This is a genomic window from Enterobacter sp. Sphag1F (genome assembly GCF_014193275.1).
Lineage (GTDB): Bacteria > Pseudomonadota > Gammaproteobacteria > Enterobacterales > Enterobacteriaceae > Pantoea > Pantoea symbiotica.
In genome coordinates this window covers 69,516-90,661 of record NZ_JACHZD010000009.1, presented here as the reverse complement: position 1 = coordinate 90,661, position 21,146 = coordinate 69,516, and the positions used below count along the sequence as shown (strand labels likewise).

The 21,146-nt window shown below is 54.7% G+C and carries 21 protein-coding genes; 11 read left to right on the top strand and 10 right to left on the bottom strand.

Translation table 11 applies throughout. The annotated features are described in order from the left end of the window. Window positions 1–59 precede the first annotated feature (59 nt). The 4 genes from FHW71_RS22320 (at window position 60) to FHW71_RS22305 (ending at window position 4,099) form a co-directional block, all read left to right on the top strand. Window positions 60–1,265: an MFS transporter gene (locus tag FHW71_RS22320; protein WP_061719794.1), complete on the top strand. Its 1,206-nt coding sequence runs from the start codon at window positions 60–62 to the stop codon at window positions 1,263–1,265. A gap of 53 nt (window positions 1,266–1,318) precedes the next feature. After that, window positions 1,319–2,668 carry a sodium:proton antiporter gene (locus FHW71_RS22315; RefSeq protein ID WP_061719793.1) on the top strand — a complete coding sequence of 450 codons (1,350 nt, stop codon included), beginning with the start codon at window positions 1,319–1,321 and terminating at the stop codon, window positions 2,666–2,668. 26 nt (window positions 2,669–2,694) lie between these two features. Beyond that, window positions 2,695–3,042: a hypothetical protein gene (locus FHW71_RS22310; protein WP_179453115.1), complete on the top strand. Its 348-nt coding sequence runs from the start codon at window positions 2,695–2,697 to the stop codon at window positions 3,040–3,042. A 160-nt stretch (window positions 3,043–3,202) separates the two neighbouring features. Beyond that, entirely contained in the window at window positions 3,203–4,099 is an 897-nt protein-coding gene (locus FHW71_RS22305) for an alpha/beta hydrolase (protein WP_036649417.1), read from the top strand. An 89-nt stretch (window positions 4,100–4,188) separates the two neighbouring features. Here the strand turns inward: FHW71_RS22305 and FHW71_RS22300 are convergent, their stop codons facing one another. Then, complete coding sequence (locus FHW71_RS22300; protein ID WP_179453114.1) at window positions 4,189–5,106, bottom strand: bestrophin family ion channel; 918 nt, start codon at window positions 5,104–5,106, stop codon at window positions 4,189–4,191. A 253-nt stretch (window positions 5,107–5,359) separates the two neighbouring features. Between FHW71_RS22300 and FHW71_RS22295 the strand changes: the two genes are divergently transcribed. Next, complete coding sequence (locus FHW71_RS22295; RefSeq protein ID WP_008108119.1) at window positions 5,360–6,001, top strand: hydrolase; 642 nt, start codon at window positions 5,360–5,362, stop codon at window positions 5,999–6,001. Window position 6,002: 1 nt separating this feature from the next. Here FHW71_RS22295 and FHW71_RS22290 read toward each other — a convergent pair whose 3' ends face one another. Beyond that, entirely contained in the window at window positions 6,003–6,905 is a 903-nt protein-coding gene (locus FHW71_RS22290) for a LysR family transcriptional regulator (RefSeq protein WP_179453113.1), read from the bottom strand. A 95-nt stretch (window positions 6,906–7,000) separates the two neighbouring features. Here FHW71_RS22290 and FHW71_RS22285 point away from each other — a divergent pair, with 95 nt between their 5' ends. Beyond that, window positions 7,001–7,822, top strand: coding sequence for an SDR family oxidoreductase (locus FHW71_RS22285; protein WP_179453112.1), 822 nt, complete (start codon window positions 7,001–7,003; stop codon window positions 7,820–7,822). A 78-nt stretch (window positions 7,823–7,900) separates the two neighbouring features. Here the strand turns inward: FHW71_RS22285 and FHW71_RS22280 are convergent, their stop codons facing one another. From FHW71_RS22280 to gorA, 5 genes are all read right to left on the bottom strand, one after another. Then, a complete protein-coding gene (locus FHW71_RS22280) occupies window positions 7,901–8,269 on the bottom strand; it encodes a helix-turn-helix transcriptional regulator (RefSeq protein WP_179453111.1) in 369 nt (122 codons plus the stop codon). Window positions 8,270–8,356: 87 nt separating this feature from the next. Further along, on the bottom strand, window positions 8,357–8,632 hold the full coding sequence (locus FHW71_RS22275) for a hypothetical protein (protein WP_008108126.1): 276 nt from the start codon (window positions 8,630–8,632) through the stop codon (window positions 8,357–8,359). Window positions 8,633–8,885: 253 nt separating this feature from the next. Beyond that, window positions 8,886–9,665 carry a Sua5/YciO/YrdC/YwlC family protein gene (locus FHW71_RS22270; protein WP_179453110.1) on the bottom strand — a complete coding sequence of 260 codons (780 nt, stop codon included), beginning with the start codon at window positions 9,663–9,665 and terminating at the stop codon, window positions 8,886–8,888. Between the two features lie 260 nt (window positions 9,666–9,925). Beyond that, window positions 9,926–10,858, bottom strand: a complete 933-nt coding sequence (locus FHW71_RS22265; protein ID WP_179453109.1) for a nucleoside recognition family protein — start codon at window positions 10,856–10,858, stop codon at window positions 9,926–9,928. A 252-nt stretch (window positions 10,859–11,110) separates the two neighbouring features. Next, entirely contained in the window at window positions 11,111–12,463 is a 1,353-nt protein-coding gene (gorA, locus tag FHW71_RS22260) for a glutathione-disulfide reductase (RefSeq protein ID WP_179453108.1), read from the bottom strand. 126 nt (window positions 12,464–12,589) lie between these two features. Between gorA and rnz the strand changes: the two genes are divergently transcribed. Continuing rightward, window positions 12,590–13,501 (top strand): ribonuclease Z, encoded by a 912-nt coding sequence (gene rnz / locus FHW71_RS22255; protein WP_179453107.1) that lies wholly within the window; start codon window positions 12,590–12,592, stop codon window positions 13,499–13,501. Here rnz and FHW71_RS22250 read toward each other — a convergent pair. Both FHW71_RS22250 and FHW71_RS22245 read right to left on the bottom strand, forming a co-directional pair. Beyond that, the gene (locus FHW71_RS22250; protein WP_179453106.1) at window positions 13,498–14,310 is read right to left on the bottom strand and encodes a CPBP family intramembrane glutamic endopeptidase; all 813 of its coding nucleotides are present in this window, start codon (window positions 14,308–14,310) and stop codon (window positions 13,498–13,500) included. The genes rnz and FHW71_RS22250 overlap by 4 nt on opposite strands. 39 nt (window positions 14,311–14,349) lie before the next feature. Then, on the bottom strand, window positions 14,350–15,192 hold the full coding sequence (locus FHW71_RS22245) for a 23S rRNA (adenine(2030)-N(6))-methyltransferase RlmJ (RefSeq protein ID WP_007889903.1): 843 nt from the start codon (window positions 15,190–15,192) through the stop codon (window positions 14,350–14,352). Between the two features lie 329 nt (window positions 15,193–15,521). On the opposite strand from FHW71_RS22245, the gene FHW71_RS24105 reads away from it, so the two are divergent. From FHW71_RS24105 to rsmJ, 4 genes are all read left to right on the top strand, one after another. Next, entirely contained in the window at window positions 15,522–15,971 is a 450-nt protein-coding gene (locus tag FHW71_RS24105; protein ID WP_231103509.1) for a hypothetical protein, read from the top strand. Between the two features lie 331 nt (window positions 15,972–16,302). Next, window positions 16,303–17,583 carry a hypothetical protein gene (locus tag FHW71_RS22235; protein ID WP_179453105.1) on the top strand — a complete coding sequence of 427 codons (1,281 nt, stop codon included), beginning with the start codon at window positions 16,303–16,305 and terminating at the stop codon, window positions 17,581–17,583. A gap of 140 nt (window positions 17,584–17,723) precedes the next feature. Further along, window positions 17,724–19,766 (top strand): oligopeptidase A, encoded by a 2,043-nt coding sequence (prlC, locus tag FHW71_RS22230; RefSeq protein WP_179453104.1) that lies wholly within the window; start codon window positions 17,724–17,726, stop codon window positions 19,764–19,766. An 8-nt stretch (window positions 19,767–19,774) separates the two neighbouring features. Beyond that, window positions 19,775–20,524: a 16S rRNA (guanine(1516)-N(2))-methyltransferase RsmJ gene (rsmJ, locus tag FHW71_RS22225; RefSeq protein WP_179453103.1), complete on the top strand. Its 750-nt coding sequence runs from the start codon at window positions 19,775–19,777 to the stop codon at window positions 20,522–20,524. A 47-nt stretch (window positions 20,525–20,571) separates the two neighbouring features. Here rsmJ and uspA read toward each other — a convergent pair whose 3' ends face one another. After that, window positions 20,572–21,009, bottom strand: coding sequence for a universal stress protein UspA (gene uspA, locus FHW71_RS22220; RefSeq protein WP_007889892.1), 438 nt, complete (start codon window positions 21,007–21,009; stop codon window positions 20,572–20,574). Window positions 21,010–21,146: the final 137 nt, after the last annotated feature.

Here is a 21,146-nt window from a genome sequence, read left to right as displayed (position 1 = left end):
GTCTACCGCGTATGGCGGCGACGCGCTTTAATAAGCGCACATTCACGGGGGAATCCACTATGTCAGCCATCTCAACGTCAGCCATGCCAGCTGAAAAACTGCCCGCGCCGCTAGTCTTTACGCTCGCGGCCGGTGCCGGACTCAGCGTCGCATCGATTTACTACAGCCAGCCGATGCTGGATATCATCAGCAAACAGTTCAACGTCGGGATCGGCAGCGTCGGCATGGTGCCGATGTTGACGCAAGCCGGTTACGCGCTGGGGATTTTGCTGCTGGCCCCGCTCGGCGACCGTCACGATCGTCGCACCATTATTCTGATTAAAGGTTTGCTGCTGGTTGCTGCGCTGCTGCTGTGTGGCTTCTCGGGCGGATTGAATGCCTTACTGATCGCCAGCTTCGTCACCGGTTTAACCGCCACCGTGGCGCAGGACATCGTGCCAGCGTCAGCGGCGTTAGCGCCGGAGCGCAGCCGAGGCAAAACCGTTGGTACAGTGATGACGGGATTGCTGGTGGGGATTTTGCTGTCACGCGTGGTGAGCGGCGTAGTGGCGGAGTATTTCGGCTGGCGCACCATGTACATGATTGCGGCGGTAGCGGTGTTGCTGATTAGCGTTGCGCTGTGGCGCGTGCTGCCGCGCTTTACGCCGGGTACCTCGGTGAGCTATCCGCGTCTGCTGCTGTCGCTGGCACATCTGTGGCAACACCATCAAACGCTGCGCCGTGCCGCGCTGGCGCAAGGTTTGTTGTCGGTGGGCTTTAGCGCCTTCTGGTCAACGCTGGCATTGATGCTCAGTCAAAACTTCCATCTGGACAGCGCCGTCGCCGGGGCATTCGGTCTTGCTGGTGCCGCAGGCGCTCTGGCCGCGCCGTTAGCCGGCAGCGTGGCGGATCGCATCGGTCCAGCGCGTGTTACGCAATACGGTGCCACGCTGGTGATGGTGTCGTTCGCGCTGATGTTCCTGCTGCCGCTGCTGCCGATGCCGGCTCAGCTGAGTCTGATTATCATCAGCACCATCGGTTTTGATTTGGGTGTGCAGGCCACGCTGGTGGCGCATCAGACGCTGGTTTACAGCCTGGCGCCGGAAGCACGCAGCCGCCTTAACGCCTTGATGTTTACCGTGGTGTTTATCGGCATGGCAACCGGTGCGGCGCTGGGAAGCCTGGCGCTGGCACATTGGGGCTGGACCGGCGTGGTGGCACTCTCAACATTGGCCGCTGCGCTTGCTTTGATGATTCGCCTCGCCAGCCGTCATCTGAAAAACTGATCGCCTAACATGTGCCAGGCTTAAGGGAGAATGTTATTTAAAAACGGAGCGTTATGAATTTCCTGGCCTGGACCGCCGCCACCGGCGGTCTGCTACTTCTTATGTCACTGGCTTCCGGGTGGATTCACCGTGGGCCAGTGACCTCATTCGGTCTCTACCTGTTCGCGGGCATCCTGTGTGGTCCGTGGATGCTCAATCTGCTGCAAGTCGACATCATCGGTCACGCCAATCTCGCCGCGCATCTCACCGAAATCGCCATGGCGGCCTCGCTGTTTATCACCGGGCTGAAACTGCGCTTGCCGCTCAACGCGCATGCCTGGCGGATTGGCGTCAGGCTGGCGTTTCCGGCGATGCTGCTTACCGTCGGCGGCATGACGCTGCTGGTGCACTGGATCACCGGCTTTGACTGGGCGATGTCGCTGGCGTTTGGCGCCATTGTTGCGCCAACCGATCCGGTGCTCGCCAGCCTGATTTCCGTGAATGATGCGCGTGATGACGATGCCTTGCGCGTGGCGCTCTCCAGCGAAGCGGGCATGAACGACGGTTCCGCGCTGCCGCTGCTGATGCTGGCGATTTTGCTGTTGCAGCCGGGCGAATTGAGTACCGCTGCGCTGGGCGAGTGGTTTGCCAAAGATGCGCTGTGGGCGATTGGCGGCGGACTGGGAATCGGCTTTGCGCTGGGTTGGCTGATCGGTCAGTTGGCGACGCATTTACGTACTGCCAATCAGGATGTCGCACCTAACGATCTGTTCGCACTGGCGCTGATTGCGTTGAGCTATGCTGCCGCGCAGTCGGTTGATGCGTCAGGATTCCTCGCCACCTTTGCGGCGGGCGTCGGGTTACGTCGCGCGGAATTGCGCGTGGTGAAGCACTATCCGCAAGATGAGATGTCTGAAGAGGAGCGCTTCTTACCGGCAGAAGCGCGCGTGAATACCGGTCAGAGGATGGCGCAGGGCAGCAGCGGCATGGTGAAATCGGTGGGTTTGGTGATCGGCGATGCGCTCTCCTTTGGTGATACTATCGAGCGCTTGCTGGCGGCGGGCATGATGGTGGTGCTGGGCATTACGCTGGCGCAGCACTGGAATCTCACCGGCATTGGACTCGCGCTGCTGCTGTTTGTGGTGGTGCGTCCGCTGGCGGTGTGGATCACCACGTGGCGCTGCGATATTCCGCTGATGCGACGTTTGCTAATTGGCTGGTTGGGTATTCGCGGCATCGGCAGTATCAATTATATTGCCTATGCATGGGTGCACGGCATGCGTGGACCGCAGGCGGAACAGATGGTGGATATGGCGCTGACGTTAGTGGTGTGCAGCATTGTGTTGCACGGCATCACGGTAACGCCGTTGTTAAACTGGCGTGCTGCCCGTCAGGCCGCACGCGCCGAACAAAACGAAAACTGATTTATTGGAAATTATTGGAGCCTATTATGAAAGCGTTATTACTCGCCCTCGTTGGGCTGTCGCTGTCGGCCGGTGCCTTGGCTGCCGACGGTGACAATAATCAGGAAGAGAATGTTTATGCCAGCCAGCTGTGCCATCTGGTGAGCAGTGAAAAGAAGACCAGCGATTTAGATGGCTATACGGAGAAGCTGAAGTCTCAACTCGCGGCCAGCCAGTCTTCATCGTCCATGCAGCAACCTGAATTTAATGAAGAAATCGCGCAGGAAGTGATTAGCGCGTGGCTGGAGTTGGGCGAGGATGAGCGCGGCAAACTGCGTAAAGATCAGCAGCAATGCGAACAAACGGTAATGACCCAGTTCCAGCAACAGGACTGATTGTCTTTATCGCAAGAATACGCGCCTTTTTAGGCGCGTTTTTTTATGGCTTTTTTGTACGATTTACGTACATAATCGCCAACGTCGAAATCAGACATGCGTCACATAATGAGATTCAGCTGTTGAAGCTGGCATTTTTTGCATATTGGCACTGGGCAAGATGATTACACGTCGTCACTTTTTGTTGGCTACTGGAGCAACCGTTCTCTCAATGACCACGGGCAAACTCTTTGCTCGCGATGACGTCATTCCATTGTGGCCCGACGATCCGCCCGGCGGCGGCGGCCCTTCAGGCTTGCTCAAAGTCGATCGCCACGGCTCCTGGACCAATATCGTTTCACCCGCGATTCAACGCTTTCGACCGGAAAATCCCAACGGCGAAGCGGTGATTGTGGCGGCGGGCGGTGGCTATCGTTTTATCGGCATGGGCCGCGAAGCCTGGCCGGTGGCGCGCTGGCTGAATGGCAGCGGCTATACCGTGTATGTGCTTAGCTACCGTTTACCGGGTGAAAAGTGGCAGGCGGGCAATCTGGCGCCGCTGCAGGATGCACAACGCGCCATTCGTCTGGTGCGTTCGATGGAGCGCAAAGTGCATGTGCTGGGCTTCTCCGCCGGTGGCCATCTGCTTGGCATGGCGGCGGCGCGTCCGGATTTCGAATCCTATCCGGCGCAGGATCCGCTGGACCAGATCAGGCCAAATGTGGATAGCGTTGGGCTTATTTATCCGGTGATCACCCTTGAAGCGCCGTATCAGCGCACTAACACACATCTGATGATGGTGGGCCAAAACGCCACGCCAACCCAGGAAGCCAACTGGTCAGTGCAGAACTACGTGACGCGCCAATATCCGCCGACCTTCCTCGCGCAGGCCGAGGACGATCATACCTCCAATCCCCACAATACCGAAATGATGCGTGACGCTTGTCGCCGCATGCGCGTGCCGGTTGAGCTGATTGAGCTCAGCAGCGGCGGGCATGGTTTTGGTCTCGGCAAAGCGGGTACGCCAGCCGCGTTGTGGGATCAGGCGTATGTGCGTTGGTTGGATAATCAGGGTTAAAGCAGATTGGGTTGGTGTGTATTAGGAAGGTCGCCATGAATGGCGACCCTACAGGATCGGGGTAGGGTCGCCATTTATGGCGACCTGGTTCACGTCAAATTAAAATTCGCGTCCGGCTGCAACGGTTCCGGCAGCGGCGTATCACCATTCATTGCTTTCAAATTGCGTTCGATATTGACGCACAGCGCATCGAGCGGCAGATGATTCGGTGCGGTGCCAAACGGATGTTCCAGCTCCTCTGCCAGCGCTTCCAGCGACAAAAAGGTGTAGGAGATAAACATCGACACCAGCGGCGTCATCAGGTGTAAATCCGCCACCAGCGCAAACGGCAGCAGCGTACAGAACAGGTAAACCGTGCGATGCAGAATCAGGCTGTAGGCGAATGGAATCGGCGTGCTGGCGATGCGATCGCAACCGCCCAGAATCGCCGACAGCTGATTAAGATTTTCATCAATGCTCTGCCAGACAATATCCGACACCAACCCTTCATCGCGGCGCTGCGCCAGCCATTCACTCAGGCACAATAAAATCTGCGACGTCGGCATGGGATGATGCAGCACTTTGCTGTGCCAGCTGGCCGGCAGCAAACGCTGTAAATCGGCCTGCACATCGGTTTTACGCAAGCGATGATTCAGGCACCAGCAGAACGCCAGCAGCAAGCCGGTAAATTCCCGCACCTGTTCTTCACTCACGCCACGAATGCTTTTGATCTGCCGCAGCAGCGAGCGCTGGGTGATATGCAGGCTGCCCCACAAGGTGCGAGCTTCGATAAAACGCGCATAGCTGGCGTTATTACGAAAGCCGAGAAAGATGGCGATCGACACACCAACCAAACTAAAAGGCGCGGTGGTGAGGTGAATGCCGAAAGTGGAGTACCACGGATAGCCAAAGATGGCGATCAGCGACATCAGCAGGTTGAGCGACAGGCGGAACACGATGTTGCTGAGCACCGATCCATGCCAGTCAAACAGCCGGAGAAACCAGTGTTGATGAGGACGTACGATCATTTTGCGATGGTGTATTTTTTAGGTTTTGTGGTGACAGGTTACGCCGGTCAGTGATCTTGAACAACGCTAAATCCGGGTCTTTTTAAGGTGGGTTACGCAGTGAAAATGCCATTTTATTTATTTAAATCAAGCTTCTAAAAACACTTTGAACAAGTTGTAAAATTCTTTGCGTTATCTCTTCCTGCCTGCCTTCTCTAAAGTTCATTCCAGCAGCACAACACACAAATTTAAAACCACTTTAGAGGAACACATCATGTCTAAATTCGACCTGCTCGACCCACAGAACTCCACGCTGATCTTCATCGACCACCAGCCGCAGATGTCTTTCGGCGTTGCGAATATCGATCGCCAGCAGCTCAAAAATAACACCGTCGCTCTGGCGAAGACCGGCAAAATTTTCGACGTGCCGGTGATTTACACCTCGGTGGAGACGGAAAGCTTCAGCGGCTACATCTGGCCTGAACTGCTGGCGGTCCATCCCGAAGCCAAGCCGATTGAGCGCACCTCAATGAATTCATGGGAAGACGCGAAGTTTGTTGAAGCGGTAGAGAAAACCGGCCGTAAAAAGCTGATTATCTCTGCGCTGTGGACTGAAGTGTGCCTGACGTTCCCGGCGTTGATGGCGCTGAAAGAGGGCTATGAAGTCTATGTGGTGACTGATACTTCCGGTGGCACCAGCGTCGATGCGCACGAACGTTCTATCCAGCGCATGGTGCAGGCTGGCGCGGTGCCGGTGACCTGGCAGCAAGTGCTGCTTGAGTATCAGCGCGACTGGTCACGCAAAGAGACTTACGATGCGGTGATGGATCTGGTGCGCGAACACAGCGGCGCTTACGGCATGGGCGTTGATTACGCTTACACCATGGTGCACAAAGCGCCGCAGCGCAGCGCCTGAATCACGTCGGGCGCGGCAGGCTGACTTTCAGCGCATCGATAAACAGCCGCAGCGCCATGGATTGATGTCGGTTGGGCGGGAACCACAGCGCAATCCCCGCCGATTGCACCCGCCAATCGGCCAGCAACTCAACCAGCTGGCCGCTGCGCAGTTCTTTCTCCACATACAGCGACGGCACATAAGCAATGCCCAAACCGGCGAGGGCGGCCTGCGCCATCAGCGCGTTGCTGTCTAACGTCAGCGTGCCTGGCACGTCAATCTCATGCTTTTCGCCCGCCTGCGCATACTCCCACTGATAACGTTTACCGCTCGGCAAGCGCTGGCGGATGCACTGCTGTTGCAGCAGATCGCGCGGATGAAGAATCGATGCGTTTCTTGCCAGATAAGCGGGCGCGGCAACGGTCACAAACGTCAGCGGGCCGCCGAGCGGCACGGCCACCATATCCTGCGGTACATCCTCAATCAGCCGAATGCCGGCATCAAAACCGGCGGCGGTGATATCCACCAACGTACCTTGCGCGGCGAAATCGAGCTGAATATCGGGATAGCGCGCGCTAAAGTCCGCCACTACGTGATCCAGCAACAAACCGATCGAGGCATCGCTGGCGCTGATGCGCAGCGTGCCGTAATGCTGATGGCGGCTGGCGGAGATATCGTGTAGCACATCATCCATCTGGTTCAGCAGCGGCGAAAGCCGATCGAGCAGCTGCTGCCCGGCATCGGTGAGCGACACGCTGCGCGTGGTGCGTTGAAACAGCTGTACGCCAAGATTGTGCTCCAGCGTTTTCACCAGATGGCTGAGCGACGAGCGCTTTAAGCCGAGCATTTCAGCGGCACGGCGAAAGCTGCGCTGCTCGCCCAGCGTTTTGATGGCCTGCAGTTCGTGCCAGGAAGGACGTCTCATTGGTGGCTTTTCCTCACCGGGTCATGCGCGATTAGGTGGATTATCTCCACCAGTAAAGCGATCTACCATCAGGTTTTCAATATGAGGAGCACAACATGAAAACCTGGTTAATTACCGGTGCCAGCAGCGGGCTGGGCCGATTGATGAGTGAACGTTTACTGGCGCGCGGCGATCGCGTATTAGCGACGGTGCGGCGTGAACAGGCGATGGCCGATCTGCAGCAAACCTATGGTGAACAGCTGCAGGTTATTGCGCTGGATTTGGCGCACACCGCCAGCATCGCGCCCGTGATTGAACGCGCTTTTGCCGCCGTCGATCGCATTGATGTGGTGGTGAGCAACGCGGCTTACGGCCTGTTCGGCGCGGCTGAAGAGTTGAGCGATGCGCAGATTGAACGCCAGATCGTCACCAATCTCACCGGTTCAATCCAGCTGATTCGCGCGGTGATCCCTTTCCTGCGCCAGCAGGGCGGCGGGCGTATCGCGCAGGTTTCTTCGGAAGGCGGCCAGGTCGCGTACCCCAACTTCAGCCTGTATCACGCCACGAAATGGGGCATTGAAGGATTTGTCGAAGCGGTGCGCCAGGAAGTTGCCAGCTTCGGTATTGATTTCCTGCTGGTGGAGCCAGGCCCGACCGCAACCAATTTTGGTGCGGGTCTGGACGTGGCAGATGCGCTGGAGGTTTATCGCGATAACGCCGCAGGCCAGCTGCGCCAGGCGATTTTTTCGGGCGATTTCACCATTGCCGGCGATGCCGGGAAATGTGTCACGGCGATGATCGCCACGCTGGATCAGCCCAGCATGCCGCTGCGATTAGCGCTCGGCAGCACGGCGTATCAGAATATCGAAACGGCGCTGGAAAACCGGCTGGCAGAACTGCGCGGGCAACGGGATGTGGCGTTTGGCGCGGATGTGTAATCGTATAATCTAAAACATCACGCGAGCTTCATGCAGAATCGTGTGGCACAAAAAAGCCGGGAGTACCGGCTTTTTCGTTCAATCATCTGTAAGTTGTTCTGGCGTGCATTCGTAAAGCTCAGCGAGCTTGGCAAGATTGAAATCACGTGGTTTTTCGCTTTTTTCCATCGCGGATACAGACGCTTGCGTGATGCCCAGCGCTTCAGCAACCTGCTTTTGAGTCAGTTTACGATAGATACGCCATGCGGCGTGAAGCGTGACACCCTTATTAATGGTGATGTTTACTACATCACCAGGAATTAAGGCGTCGTCATTAATACCGGCCTCGTAAGGGACTGACTGCCATAATTCAGCGAAATCAGAATGTTGAGTCAGTTTTTCGAACAACTCGATTGGGACAATGGCCGCTTTGCGGTTACCAGCACTGTCAGTGATGAATTCGATCATAGGATTTATGTTCCAGTATTCAACGTTATCAGTTTCTTAGAAGCGTGATGAGAATCTGTGAATTATTGCAGCAAATCTCTATCTTGATTATTTGTAGGTTCCGCTGGTTCGTCTCATTACTTGCTGAATAGCGATGATTTTCGGTTCCTCGCCTTTGTGATAGTCGAACAAAACGCGATAATTTCCCCATCTAAGCCGGTAGTCAGCCTGACCATTTTTTAGAGACTTAACATCCAGATTGGGCGGAACAAGCGGAAACTTTTTTAACTCATTCACTTGCTCATTCAGCTTCTTCCTTTCGTTAGCGTCTGCAATGGCTCGCATCTGCTTCAGAGCAGCTTTACGCCAATGTAGCTCTGGCATTCCCTTACCTCACATGTTGCGAACACTCCTCACTGGATTTAATGAGTATAGATATAATTATCTATATCGGCAATATATATAGGTGTTTGGTGGGTGGTAAATCTATATTTTCAGTGATCAGCAATAGCTTCGATTCATTGAGTGAACTGCCAGCGGCGTTTAAACATCAGCAGAGTGCGGGGGGGACGGCGAGATTACGGTGGGGTGGTAAAACGAAAGCCTGTTTCTATAGAGGATACAGGCTTTTAAAAGATCAGTAATAATCGCCGTGGCGGTAATCCCATGAAGGGAAAATCTCGGACAGCAGCGCCATAATTTTATCCACATCCAACCCTTTACGAATCAGCACCGGGCACGGCGTGATTTTGCGCTCACCATTTTGCTGTGGAATCAGACGACCTTCGCTATCGACCATCGACACCATAACGCCTTGTTCATAGCGCACTTTATTGGCATCGTTAGGCTGAATGGATTTCACGTAAGCATTGGCTTCGATAATTAAATCGGCGCGGGCTTCAATGCGCTCGCCAATACCTTCGACCAAACCGCGATTTCCCTGGCCAGATGGATTTGCTGAGCTGGCAAAGGAGAATTTTCCGTGAGTATCCCACAATGCTTTTGCGATATTTTCGCCTGGCTTGCCGAATTTAATCACGAAGCAGCTGGTTTGACGGCCATCCATCATCAGCTCTTTTGAACCATCATCGGGAATACTCGACAGCGCATCGTCGCGCCACGGTAAAATACAGCCCAGCAGAATATCTTCATCCCAGTGACGCTGATAAAGCTGGTCGATTTCTGGTGTGAGTTGCGCCAGCGAACGCAGCTGTTCCAGCGAGCCGCACAGCACCACGCCAGGCTTGTTGCGCTTGCGCTGCTTGGCTTCAAACTTACGCTCCAGTCCGGCTTTATCGGAGGTCATGATGATGTAGCCCACTTTGGTTGGGCTAACGATCATGCCGCCATCTTGCGCCAGAATATCGATGGCTTCCGGTTGTAATCCGCCATTCCAGGTTATTTGCTTACCGCTCATGTATTTACCCTGTCTGCAATAAAAAGGATATGCAGGAATATTACCTGCAATGAATTTAAGGGTTTGGTAAATTAACCCGATATTTCATCAGGATTAATTATATTTTAGAAATTTCTGTTGCGATAATAGTACTAAAATTATCGCTAATGCAATGGGTGAAAATAACGATGAAATTAATAGGGGTAATAATAAATAACGCCTGAGAATTGTAGTGTTATTTACTTAATGGCGCTGAAAAGCGTATTCAGCGCCAACAGTAATCAGAACAGGATGGCGTGCACCGTCGCACGCAGCGCAATACCGAGCAGAATGCCAGGTACGGCAAAGCGGAACAGGCGCGGGAATCGGCTCGACAGACCAAGGTAAATCCCGATGCCGGGTAAATCAAAGGTTTGAATCAGTAATCCGGCCGACGCGTTGATGTTGTGCGCGCTGTATAAGCCTTTCTCCACCAATCCCGCCACCACGCCATAATAAGCGGTGCCGCCCGCCAGACATTTGGTCAGCGCCGGAAGAATATAGACTTCGGAAATATTCAGCTTATCCAGCAGCGGCGACACCAGACGCGTCAGCATTTCAATTCCGCCCGCTTCCTTCAAAATACCGACCACTGATAACGAGATAATCAACATCGGCAGCGAACCCAGCGCCAGACGAATCGCATCGGAACCGGCGCTATTAATGATGCCAATCAGCCCCATTTTAGTTTCGCTGCTGGTGACGGCTTCATCTTCATTTAACAGCGCCGCATCGGAGAGTTTACGGCCAAATAGGTGATAGGTCGCCGCCGCCGCTAATACGCCGCCGCAGATCGAAATAATCAGCGCCGTGCTCCAGTGTAATCCCGCCGGAATCAGCGGATAAAAGGTGCTGGCCTGGCCCATGGCAAACAGCATCGCCAGCGTGGCCGCCATATGACGATCGGAGGTGCCGCGCTTTTCCATAATAGCCAGCGCCGCCAGCGGTGCTGCAAAGCTGACGAAATTAAGCTGAATCATGGCAAAAAATGCCAGCCCGGTAATACCGAAGGGTTTTAATAACGGCGTGGCATGACGCACAACAAAATCCAGTAGACCTTTGACCTCCAGATATTTCATGATGAATAGCATCACCACCATAATCGGAATCAACGTGTAGAGCGCCACGTCTACCGAGGCTTTGCCTGCGGACATAATGATATCGATAATATTCATGCCCGCTTCCGACCTTTGTTCACACCGTTCTCCCCGTAAAAATATTTAAACTGGCAATGCCATTAAATTTTCGGTGCGCATTAATGCGCCCCCTACGTTGTAGGGTCGCCATTAATGGCGACCGCCAGCAAAGAAATAAATCTTATCCTGTGCATGCATTATTGAGTAGTGAAGAAAACGGAATGTAAATTGCAGCCATAAAAAAAACCAGCCATGAATTAATGGCTGGTTTTTCATTTCCGACAGGAAATATTAACGCATCGTCACAAACTCTTCCGCCGCTGTAGGGTGAATCGCTACGGTGTTATCGAAGTCTTTTTTGGTTGCGCCCATTTTCAGCGCCACCGCGAAGCCTTGCAGCATCTCATCCATACCGTTGCCGATACCGTGAATGCCGACAATCTTCTCTTCCGGGCCAACGCACACCAGCTTCATGCGGCACGGCTGGCGATGCTGGGTAACGGCGGTGTACATCGCGGTGAAGGAGGATGTATACACTTTCACCTGATCGTCGCCGTACTGTTCGCGCGCCTGCGGTTCGGTCAGGCCCACGGTACCAATCGGCGGATGGCTGAACACTACGGTCGGCACGTTGCTGTAATCCAGATGCTCGTCCGGCTTGTTGTTGAACAGACGCTCGGAAAGACGACGACCTGCGGCAACGGCTACTGGCGTCAGTTCCACCGCGCCGGTGTTATCGCCCACCGCGTAGATGCCTTTGACATTGGTGTTCTGGAACTTATCGACGTTGATGTAGCCTTTGTCGTTCAGCGCCACGCCGGTTACCGCCAGATTGAGGTTATCGGTCGCTGGTTCACGGCCAATCGCCCACACCAGGCAATCCACGGTTTGTTCGTGGCCGCTTTCCAGCTGCAGCGTCAGGCTGCCGTCGGCATTTTTAATCACTGCTTTTGGAATTGATTCGGTATGCAGCGTTGGGCCTTCGGCCTTCATCACTTCTACCAGCGTATCGACGATCAGCGGATCGAAGCTGCGCAGCGGCGCATGCTTACGCACGAACAGGTGCGTTTCCGCGCCCAGTGCATTGACCACGCCCGCCAGTTCCACCGCGATGTAACCCGCGCCCACTACCGCCACGCGTTTTGGCAGCGCATCGAGCTCGAAGAAACCGTCAGAGTCGATACCGTATTCCGCGCCCGGCACGTTGGGATGGCTTGGACGTCCGCCGGTGGCGATCAGGATATGATCGGCAGTGAGTGTTTCACCGTTCACTTCCACGGTATTAGCATCAATAAAGCGCGCGAAGCCTTTGATCACTTCAACCTTGTTTTTACCCAGCACGTTGTCGTAGGAGCTGTGAATGCGGTCGATGTAGGCGCTGCGGTTTTTCACCAGAACTGACCAATCAAAACGGTTTACCGTGGTGTCGAAGCCATAATCTGGCCCATAAAGATGAATAGCTTCAGCGATTTGCGCCGCATGCCACATGACCTTTTTCGGTACGCAGCCGACGTTGACACAGGTGCCGCCCAGCTCTTTGGCTTCAATCAGCGCGCACTTCTGGCCATGCATCGCTGCACGGTTAATCGAGGCGATACCGCCGCTGCCGCCGCCGATGGCGAGGTAGTCAAAATGTCTGGTCATCCGTTATGTCCATCTGTTGGAAGAAAATTGGCATAGAGTTTAACGCCAGGATGATTATTGACGCAAAGATTGCACCTATGATTGTAATAGCATTGATTTTTATGTCCGATTACAGGGAAGCATAGCATGCAACTGACATTCCTCGGCACCGGCGGCGGTGCGCCCAGCCTGCAACGTAACGTCACTGCGATAGCGCTAACGCTGTCAAAACGCGGCGATACCTGGCTGTTTGACTGCGGCGAGGCGACGCAGCATCAATACATGCGCTCTGCGCTGAAGCCGGGCAAGCTGGAAAAAATCTTTATCACCCATCTGCACGGCGACCACATCTTTGGGCTGCCGGGCTTGCTTACCAGCCGCTCAATGGCCGGTATCCCCGAACCGATGACTATTTACGGACCAAAAGGTATTCGTCAGTTTATCGAGACGGCGCTCAGTTTGAGCGGCTCGTACACCTCTTATCCGCTGGAAATTGTCGAGATTGAAGCCGGTTTGGTGCTGGATGACGGCGAAGTGCGCGTGACGGCCTGGCCGATGAATCATGTGATTGAGTGTTATGGCTATCGCATCGAACAACACGATAAACCGGGCTTCCTCGATGCGCCGCGTCTGAAAGCAGAAGGCGTACCGCGCGGGCCGTGGTATCAGGATTTGAAAGCGGGCAAACGCATCCAGCTGGAAGATGGTCGTGAGATCAACGGCGCCGATTATCTTGGCCCGGCAACCAAAGGCAAAGTGCTGGCGATATTTGGTGATACCGCGCCAACCGAAGTGGCGCTGCAGCTGGCCGCGAATGCCGATGTGATGGTGCACGAAACCACGCTAGAGGCGGCGCTGCAGGAGAAAGCCAATGGACGCGGCCACTCAACCACCATTCAGGCCGCCGAAGTGGCGAAACAGTCGGGGGCGAAGCGGATGATCGCTACGCATTTCAGCTCGCGTTATTTGTCTAAGGATCGGGAGAAACTGCTGGCGGAGTGCCAGTCGGTGTTTGCAGCGACCGAGCTGGCACATGATTTTGCGGTGTTCGAGGTTTAGTGCTGTAGCGCCGGATAGGTGAAAAACAGCAGATGCGTCATGTTGAACAGGAAATGGATGCCGGTGGCGACCCACAGGCGTCCGCTCCACTGCCATGCGAGGCCGTAAATCATCCCGGCGAAGGTGGCAAACACCATCAGCAGCGGCCCGCCGGGAAAATGCGACACGCCAAACAGCAGCGAAGTCAGTAACAACGCGGCAACGGGGCCGCCTTTCTGGCGCAGGCGCTGTTGCAGATAGCCGCGAAAGAACGCTTCTTCCGCCAGCGACACGAAGAACAGGTTCGCCAGCATAAAACTGCCCAACCACTCCGGCCAGTGTGGTTCAACGGCAAGGCCACCCAACTTAACCGCCACATACAGCAGCAGCGGAATCGCCGCCAGCAGCGCCAGCCACAAGATTTTGAGTCGCGGCGGCGCGGATTTGGTGCGGAACAGCTGCGGCAAGCAGATGAGCAACACAAACGGAATCAGCGCTTTATCGAAGTTATACGAGAAGCTAAAAGGCAGGCTGAGCGGCCCGGCTTGCACATCTTCTACCTGACGCGGATTTTTGAAACCGGGGAAAAAGTGCACAAACAGGCCGATAGCGATGGCAACCAGCGCGGCTTCGCTCACCTGCTGAATCCAGCGCGCGTTGTTTTCCACGCGAATCCAGGCGATGACGGCAATCGCACCGAGTAGCACCATCGCTGGCCAATCCAGCACATCCTCGAACAGCCCCAAAATAGTGGCGAGCGTGAGCAGCAGTACCGAAAAACGTTTGGCGGGCGACAGCACAGCAAGTGCGCCAGCCAGAATGATCCACATGATAATTGTCCTGATAGGCTGGCGACGTAGTAAGCGAACTTACTCTGGCACGATCTGCGTGACGCTGAAGTGACCGGTTCCGGCGGGCACCAATTTCTGATGCAACCACGGCAGCAGCTCTTCCATCTGCGCTTTCAGCTTCCACGGCGGGTTAATCACGATCATGCCGGAGGCCGTCATGCCGCGCTGATCGCTGTCCGGACGTACCGCCAGCTCAATCTGCAGGATGTTGCGGATATTGGTGGCCTGCAAATCTTTAACCATGTGCTTGATCTGCTGACGCATCACCACCGGATACCACAGCGCAAATACGCCGGTGGCGAAACGCTTGTGACCTTCCTGAATGCCTTTCACCACATCCTGATAATCGCTTTTCATCTCATACGGCGGATCGATCAGAATCAGGCCGCGACGGCTCAGCGGCGGCAGCTTGGCTTTCAGCTGCTGGTAGCCATCGCCACGCGCCACGCGCGCACGGGAATCTTTGCTGAACTCGGTGCGCAGCAGCGGATAATCGCTGGAGTGCAGCTCGGTCAGCTCCATTTTGTCCTCTTCACGCAGCAGGAAGCGGGCAATCAACGGTGAACCCGGATAATACTTTAAGGTGCCGTGCGGATTGAGATTACGCACCGCCGAGAGATACGGCTTGAGCAACTCCGGCACATCCGGCTGCTGCCAGATGCGGCCAATGCCTTCCAGATATTCACCGGTACGCTCGGCGTGCTCTCCGCTCAGCAGGTAACGTCCGGCACCGGCGTGGGTATCCAGATAGAGGAAAGGTTTTTCCTTCTCCATCAGGGCGGTGAGGATCAGGCTTTCAACGGTGTGTTTCAGCACGTCGGCATGGTTGCCGGCATGAAAACTGTGGCGATAACTCAGCATAAAGAAAGGGGGTCCGCGGTTGGATCAAAGGGAGTCAAAACATCGTGTGTGGCGCGATTATAGCCGCGCTGCATAAAAATTGCTGACGTTTTGGCAGGCGCTTAAGTTTTGCGCCAATGCGTCGCTATAGCCGGTTGCGACTTGTCTGGTATCAGTGAAAATTCCTAAGGAAAATTCGGTACTCGAATTTTATCCTCAGATTAAGTAAGTTAGTCTGCGCTAAACCAAGCGGTCACAAGCCAAATGCCAGAGAGTCTGGCAGGAAACTTTCCGGTTAAGGCCGTATAATTTTTTGCTTAAAGCATCTCTAACAATTCCTGGTGAAAATAATGAAAAAAATGACTGGTATCGCGGTGGCAAGCCTGTTGGCACTGACAGGCTGCGCGAAACAACAACCCGTTCATAGTTTAGTCACACCGCCGATGGCGGAAGAGCAGCCTGCAGCGCAAAATGCGCCAGAGCAGCAGGGTTCACCGTTTGTTGCTTCTGCGCCGGCACAAGCTGAAAGCGCATCTTTCAGCGACGACCGCGCGAGCAATATTCAGCAGTGTCGTAAAGAGTTGGATGCGATGCGTCTTTATAGCCAGGCTTCCTATGAAAGCTATCAAGCGGAATTCCAGAAAATCGGTGCACAGACCAATAAATATCTGCAAATTAAAGATTCCATTGGCTCTGATATCAATGATCTGGTGATGCCGCGTTATCAATTTCAGATCCGTGAATTGTGCTTCCGTATTAAGACTCGCCTTTCTCAGCTGATTATTCGCCAGGCTGGTTGAGTTAATAAAAGCAGCTCCAATTTATTATTTTTAACAGCGCAATGTGATTGCGCTGTGGTCGGGCTTCATCTTTATCTCAGTGATAAAGATGAAGCCTTTTGTTTACTTATTGTCGCGCCGGGAGGCCGTGATGACACCCCGTTATCTGTCTCGGATACTTGTAATGACTGTATCGCTGTTGCCTGCTTTAGCCTGCGCGGCTTCTGACGATGAGATGCTGCGCGCTTTTGGCGAGGCTTCTCACGCAAAACCTTTTATTCCGGCCGAAACGTCGAAACCACAGCCAACATCACAACCAAAAAGTACTACTAAATCAACGGACCAAGCGGAGTTGACACGCTTACGTGCGCGCATCAATCAGCTGGAGAAGCAGCAGGCTGAATCTAAGCGTGATAAGTCGCAAGAGGCGCTGAAACGTCAACAGGCTGAGAGCCAGAAAAAGCTGGCTGCGCTGGAAGCTGAAAATCAACAGCAGGCGCAAAACCTCGCCAAAGTCACGCAAGAACTGAAGGCGGCTCAACAGCAAGCGGCTGATGCAGCCCAGCGCAGCGTCCCGCAGCAATCGATCAGTGATAAGCAACTGGCTGCGTTACAGGCTGAGAAACAGCAGTTGGTAGAGGAAGTAAGTACACTTAAGCAGGCGCTGAAGGATGCACAACAGCAAAGCAGGGCATTAAGTGACATGCAAAAGAACGCTGAAGCTTTAAAGGTGCAACAAATCGAAAGCGCCAAAAAGCTTGCTACGCTGGATGCTGAGAAAAAACAGCAAGCCCAGGATGCGGCCCAGTTGAGTAAACAGCTGAATGAGGCGCAGGAAGCAGTAAAACGCAGCCACGAACAGCTTAAAACGCAGCATGCCGCAGATGCGGAGTTATTGAACCAACAACTGCGTGAAGCACACGATGCCGCCAAACGCAGTGAAGATGCTTTGAAGCAGCAGCAGGCAAAAAATATTGCCACATTGACTGCCGAGCTCGATAACGCAAAAAAGCACTCGACCATCGCGTTACCCGAGACACTTCCCAAAAGTGACGCTGATCGCGATGGTTACACCTTAGGTCAATTCATTGCCAGTAATGCCGTAGTGCAGTTGCAGATGGTGAAGGATGTGGGCCTCAATATCAGCCTTGATCAGTTGATCGCGGGGTTAACCACGCAACTGAAAACCGGCACGTCAGCCATGCGCAGTGAAGAGATGTCGCAGCGTTATGCAACGATGCAAGAATCGATCAATAAAGGCATGGGCAAGCTGATTGAGAAAGGCTATGCGCAACTCGATAAACAGGTTGAGAAGCGTAAAACGCTGCGCGCAGAAAATGGCGTGCGCTGGTTTGCGGTGAAGCCAGCGAAAGCGAAACTGATCCCCGAGCAGCAGGTTGAAGTGAGCGTCAAAGTCAGCACGCTGGGCGGCAAAGTGATTAATGATTTTGCAGATGACAAAGTGCCATTTGATAGCAATCTGCCGCCGCTGCTCTATGACGGGATGTCTCTCACCGGTAAAGGCGGTGCCGTGGAGGGCTGGGCGCTGGCGAAAGATATCTTCGAACGCGAGCCGTTGCCGCCGTGGGTGGCGCCTTACGATGTGATTCATTACCAACTCGCGATTAAATAATCTTCAGCCCGCCTTCTGGCGGGCTTTTCTTCGTTGGTCCAGACTTAGTGGCATTGATTTTCATGCCATCAAGCCGCATGTTAGTAAAATGCGTCGCGCGAAAGTTCGCGCCACTACTTCATCATGAAAGGACTGCGCTTATGACCAATCCGTTACTCACGCCTTTTTCGCTGCCTCCGTTTTCTGCCATCAAACCTGAACATGTGGTTCCTGCGGTTACCGAAGCGCTAAATGACTGCCGCGCAGCGGTGGAACGCGTTGTGGCACAAGGCGCGCCTTACACCTGGGAAAATCTGGTGCAGCCGCTGGCTGAAGTCGACGATCGTTTAGGTCGCCTGTTCTCGCCGGTTAGCCATTTGAACTCGGTAAAGAACAGCCCAGAACTGCGTGAAGCTTACGAGCAAACGCTGCCGCTGCTGTCGGAATACAGCACGTGGGTTGGCCAGAATGAAGGTTTGTATCAGGCGTATCGCAACCTGAAAGAGAGCGATAGCTACGCGGCGCTGGATACCGCGCAGAAGAAAGCGGTGGATAACAGCCTGCGTGATTTCGAGCTGTCCGGTATCGGCCTCGATAAAGAGAAGCAGAAGCGCTACGGCGAAATTGCGGCGCGTCTTTCTGAACTGGGTTCGACCTACAGCAACAACGTGCTCGACGCCACCATGGGGTGGAGCAAGCTGGTGACCGATGAAGCGGAGCTGGCGGGCATGCCGGAAAGTGCGCTGGCCGCCGCCAAAGCACAGGCCGAAGCCAAAGAGCAGCAAGGCTGGCTGCTGACGCTGGATATCCCAAGCTATCTGCCGGTCATGACTTACTGCGACAACGCCGCACTGCGTGAAGAGCTTTATCGTGCATATTCAACGCGTGCTTCCGAACAGGGCCCGAATGCAGGCAAATGGGACAACGGTCCTGTAATGGCGGAAGAGCTGGCGCTGCGCCATGAACTGGCTCAGCTGCTGGGCTTTGACTCTTACGCTGACAAATCGCTGGCGACCAAAATGGCGGAAAATCCGGCGCAGGTGATCGACTTCCTGACCGATCTGGCGAAACGCGCTCGTCCACAAGGCGAAAAAGAGCTGGCTCAGCTGCGCGCCTTCGCGAAGAAAGAGCACGGCGTCGACGAGATGAATCCGTGGGATCTGACGTACTACGGCGAGAAACAGAAACAGCATCTCTACACCATCAGCGACGAGCAGCTGCGTCCGTACTTCCCGGAAGCGCGCGCGGTGAGCGGTTTGTTCGAGGTGGTTAAACGCATTTACGGCATCACCGCCAAAGAGCGCAAAGACGTCGATGTTTACCATCCAGACGTGCGCTTCTTCGACCTGTTCGACGAAAGCGGCGAACTGCGCGGCAGTTTCTATCTCGATCTCTACGCACGTGAACACAAGCGTGGCGGCGCGTGGATGGACGATTGCGTCGGCCAGATGCGTAAAGCCGACGGCAGCCTGCAGAAGCCGGTGGCCTATCTCACCTGTAACTTTAATCGTCCGCTGCAGGGCAAGCCGGCGCTGTTCACGCACGATGAAGTGATCACGCTGTTCCATGAATTCGGTCACGGTCTGCATCATATGCTGACGCGCATCGAAACGCCGGGCGTATCCGGTATCAGCGGTGTGCCGTGGGATGCCGTCGAGCTGCCAAGCCAGTTTATGGAAAACTGGTGCTGGGAGCCGGAAGCGCTGGCGTTTATCTCCGGGCACTACGAAACCGGCGAGCCGTTACCGAAAGAACTGCTGGATAAAATGCTGGCAGCGAAAAACTATCAGGCGGCGCTGTTTATCCTGCGTCAGCTGGAGTTCGGTCTGTTCGATTTCCGTCTGCATACCGAGTTCGATCCTGCGCAAGGCGCGCGCATCCTCGAAACTCTGCGTGAAGTGAAGAAGCAGGTTGCCGTGGTGCCAAGCGCGGAATGGGGCCGTTTCCCGCACGCTTTCAGCCATGTCTTTGCTGGCGGTTATGCGGCGGGTTATTACAGCTATCTGTGGGCCGACGTGCTGGCTGCCGATGCCTATTCGCGTTTCGAAGAAGAGGGCATTTTCAACCGTCAGACCGGTCAGTCGTTCCTCGATAACATCCTGACGCGTGGCGGTTCCGAAGAGCCAATGGAGCTGTTCAAACGCTTCCGTGGCCGTGAGCCGCAGCTTGATGCGATGCTGGAACACTACGGAATTCAGGGATAAGCCGGCTTGTGAAAATTTGTTTAATCGATGAAACAGGCGCCGGAGACGGCGCCTTATTACATTTAGCCGAGCGCTGGGGTTTGCAGCAGGACGATCAGGCGACGATGGCGCTGGTGTTAACCGCCGAGCACCTTGAGCTGCGTAAGCGGGATGAGCCGAAACTCGGCGGCATCTTCGTGGATTTCGTTTCGGGCGCGATGGCGCATCGGCGCAAGTTTGGCGGCGGTCGCGGCGAAGCGGTGGCGAAAGCCGTCGGCATCAAAAGCGGTTATCTGCCAGACGTGGTTGATGCGACGGCCGGTTTGGGGCGCGATGCGTTTGTGCTGGCGGCGCTGGGCTGTCGCGTCCGCATGCTGGAGCGTCATCCGGTGGTCGCGGCCTTGCTGGACGATGGTTTGCGTCGCGGTTATCAGGATGCGGAGATTGGCGGCTGGCTGCGCGATCGGCTTACGCTGCTACACGTCGTTAGCCAGCAAGCGCTGAGCGATATCACGCCCGCGCCGGATGTGGTCTATCTCGATCCGATGTATCCACATCGCCAGAAAAGCGCGATGGTGAAGAAAGAGATGCGCGTGTTTCAGTCGTTGGTCGGTGCGGATGACGATGCGGATGCATTGCTGGAACCGGCGCGCCGGCTGGCGAAAAAGCGCATTGTGGTGAAGCGTCCGGATTATGCGCCGCCGTTAGCGGGCGTGGTGACGCAGGATGCAGTGGTGACCAAAAGCCATCGTTTTGATATTTATCCGCCGCTGGGGTAGATCGAGTGGTTTTGAGGAAGGTCGCCATGAATGGCGACCCTACGGGGTTACTCTTCGTCTTCGTCGCGCAGCGGAACAATTAACATGTCGATATGCACGGTGTTAATCAACTGGCGCGCCGATGACATCAGCTTGCTCCAGAAGTCCTGATGGTGACCACACACCACCAAATCCACATCATATTTCTTAATCGCATCCACCAGCACCTGGCCAAGATCGCCGCTGCCGCTCAGGGTTTCACTGATCGGATAGCCGGCATTGATCGACAGCTCTTTCAGCGCGGTGTGCGTCTCTTCAGAAATCCGCTTCTGCATGTCGCCCAGATTGACGTCAATCAGCCCGGTATACAGGTCTGAATAGTTCACATCAACGTGGATCAGCGAGATTTTTGCATCATAAGGACGGGCCAGCGAAACGGCTTTATCAACCAGCAACTGGCTTTCCGGGGAAAGGTCTACTGCAATCAGGATGTGTTTATAAGCCATGATAAAACTCCTTTCTCAAGATTCGGGGCAATCTTCCTGCTTTCACGGTAGGCGATTCCTTTGCGCGAGACGGCGATGAAGCGCCACCAACCAATTTTTCAGCCTTGCAGGCGGTTTTTATTATGTCCTGAGTATAG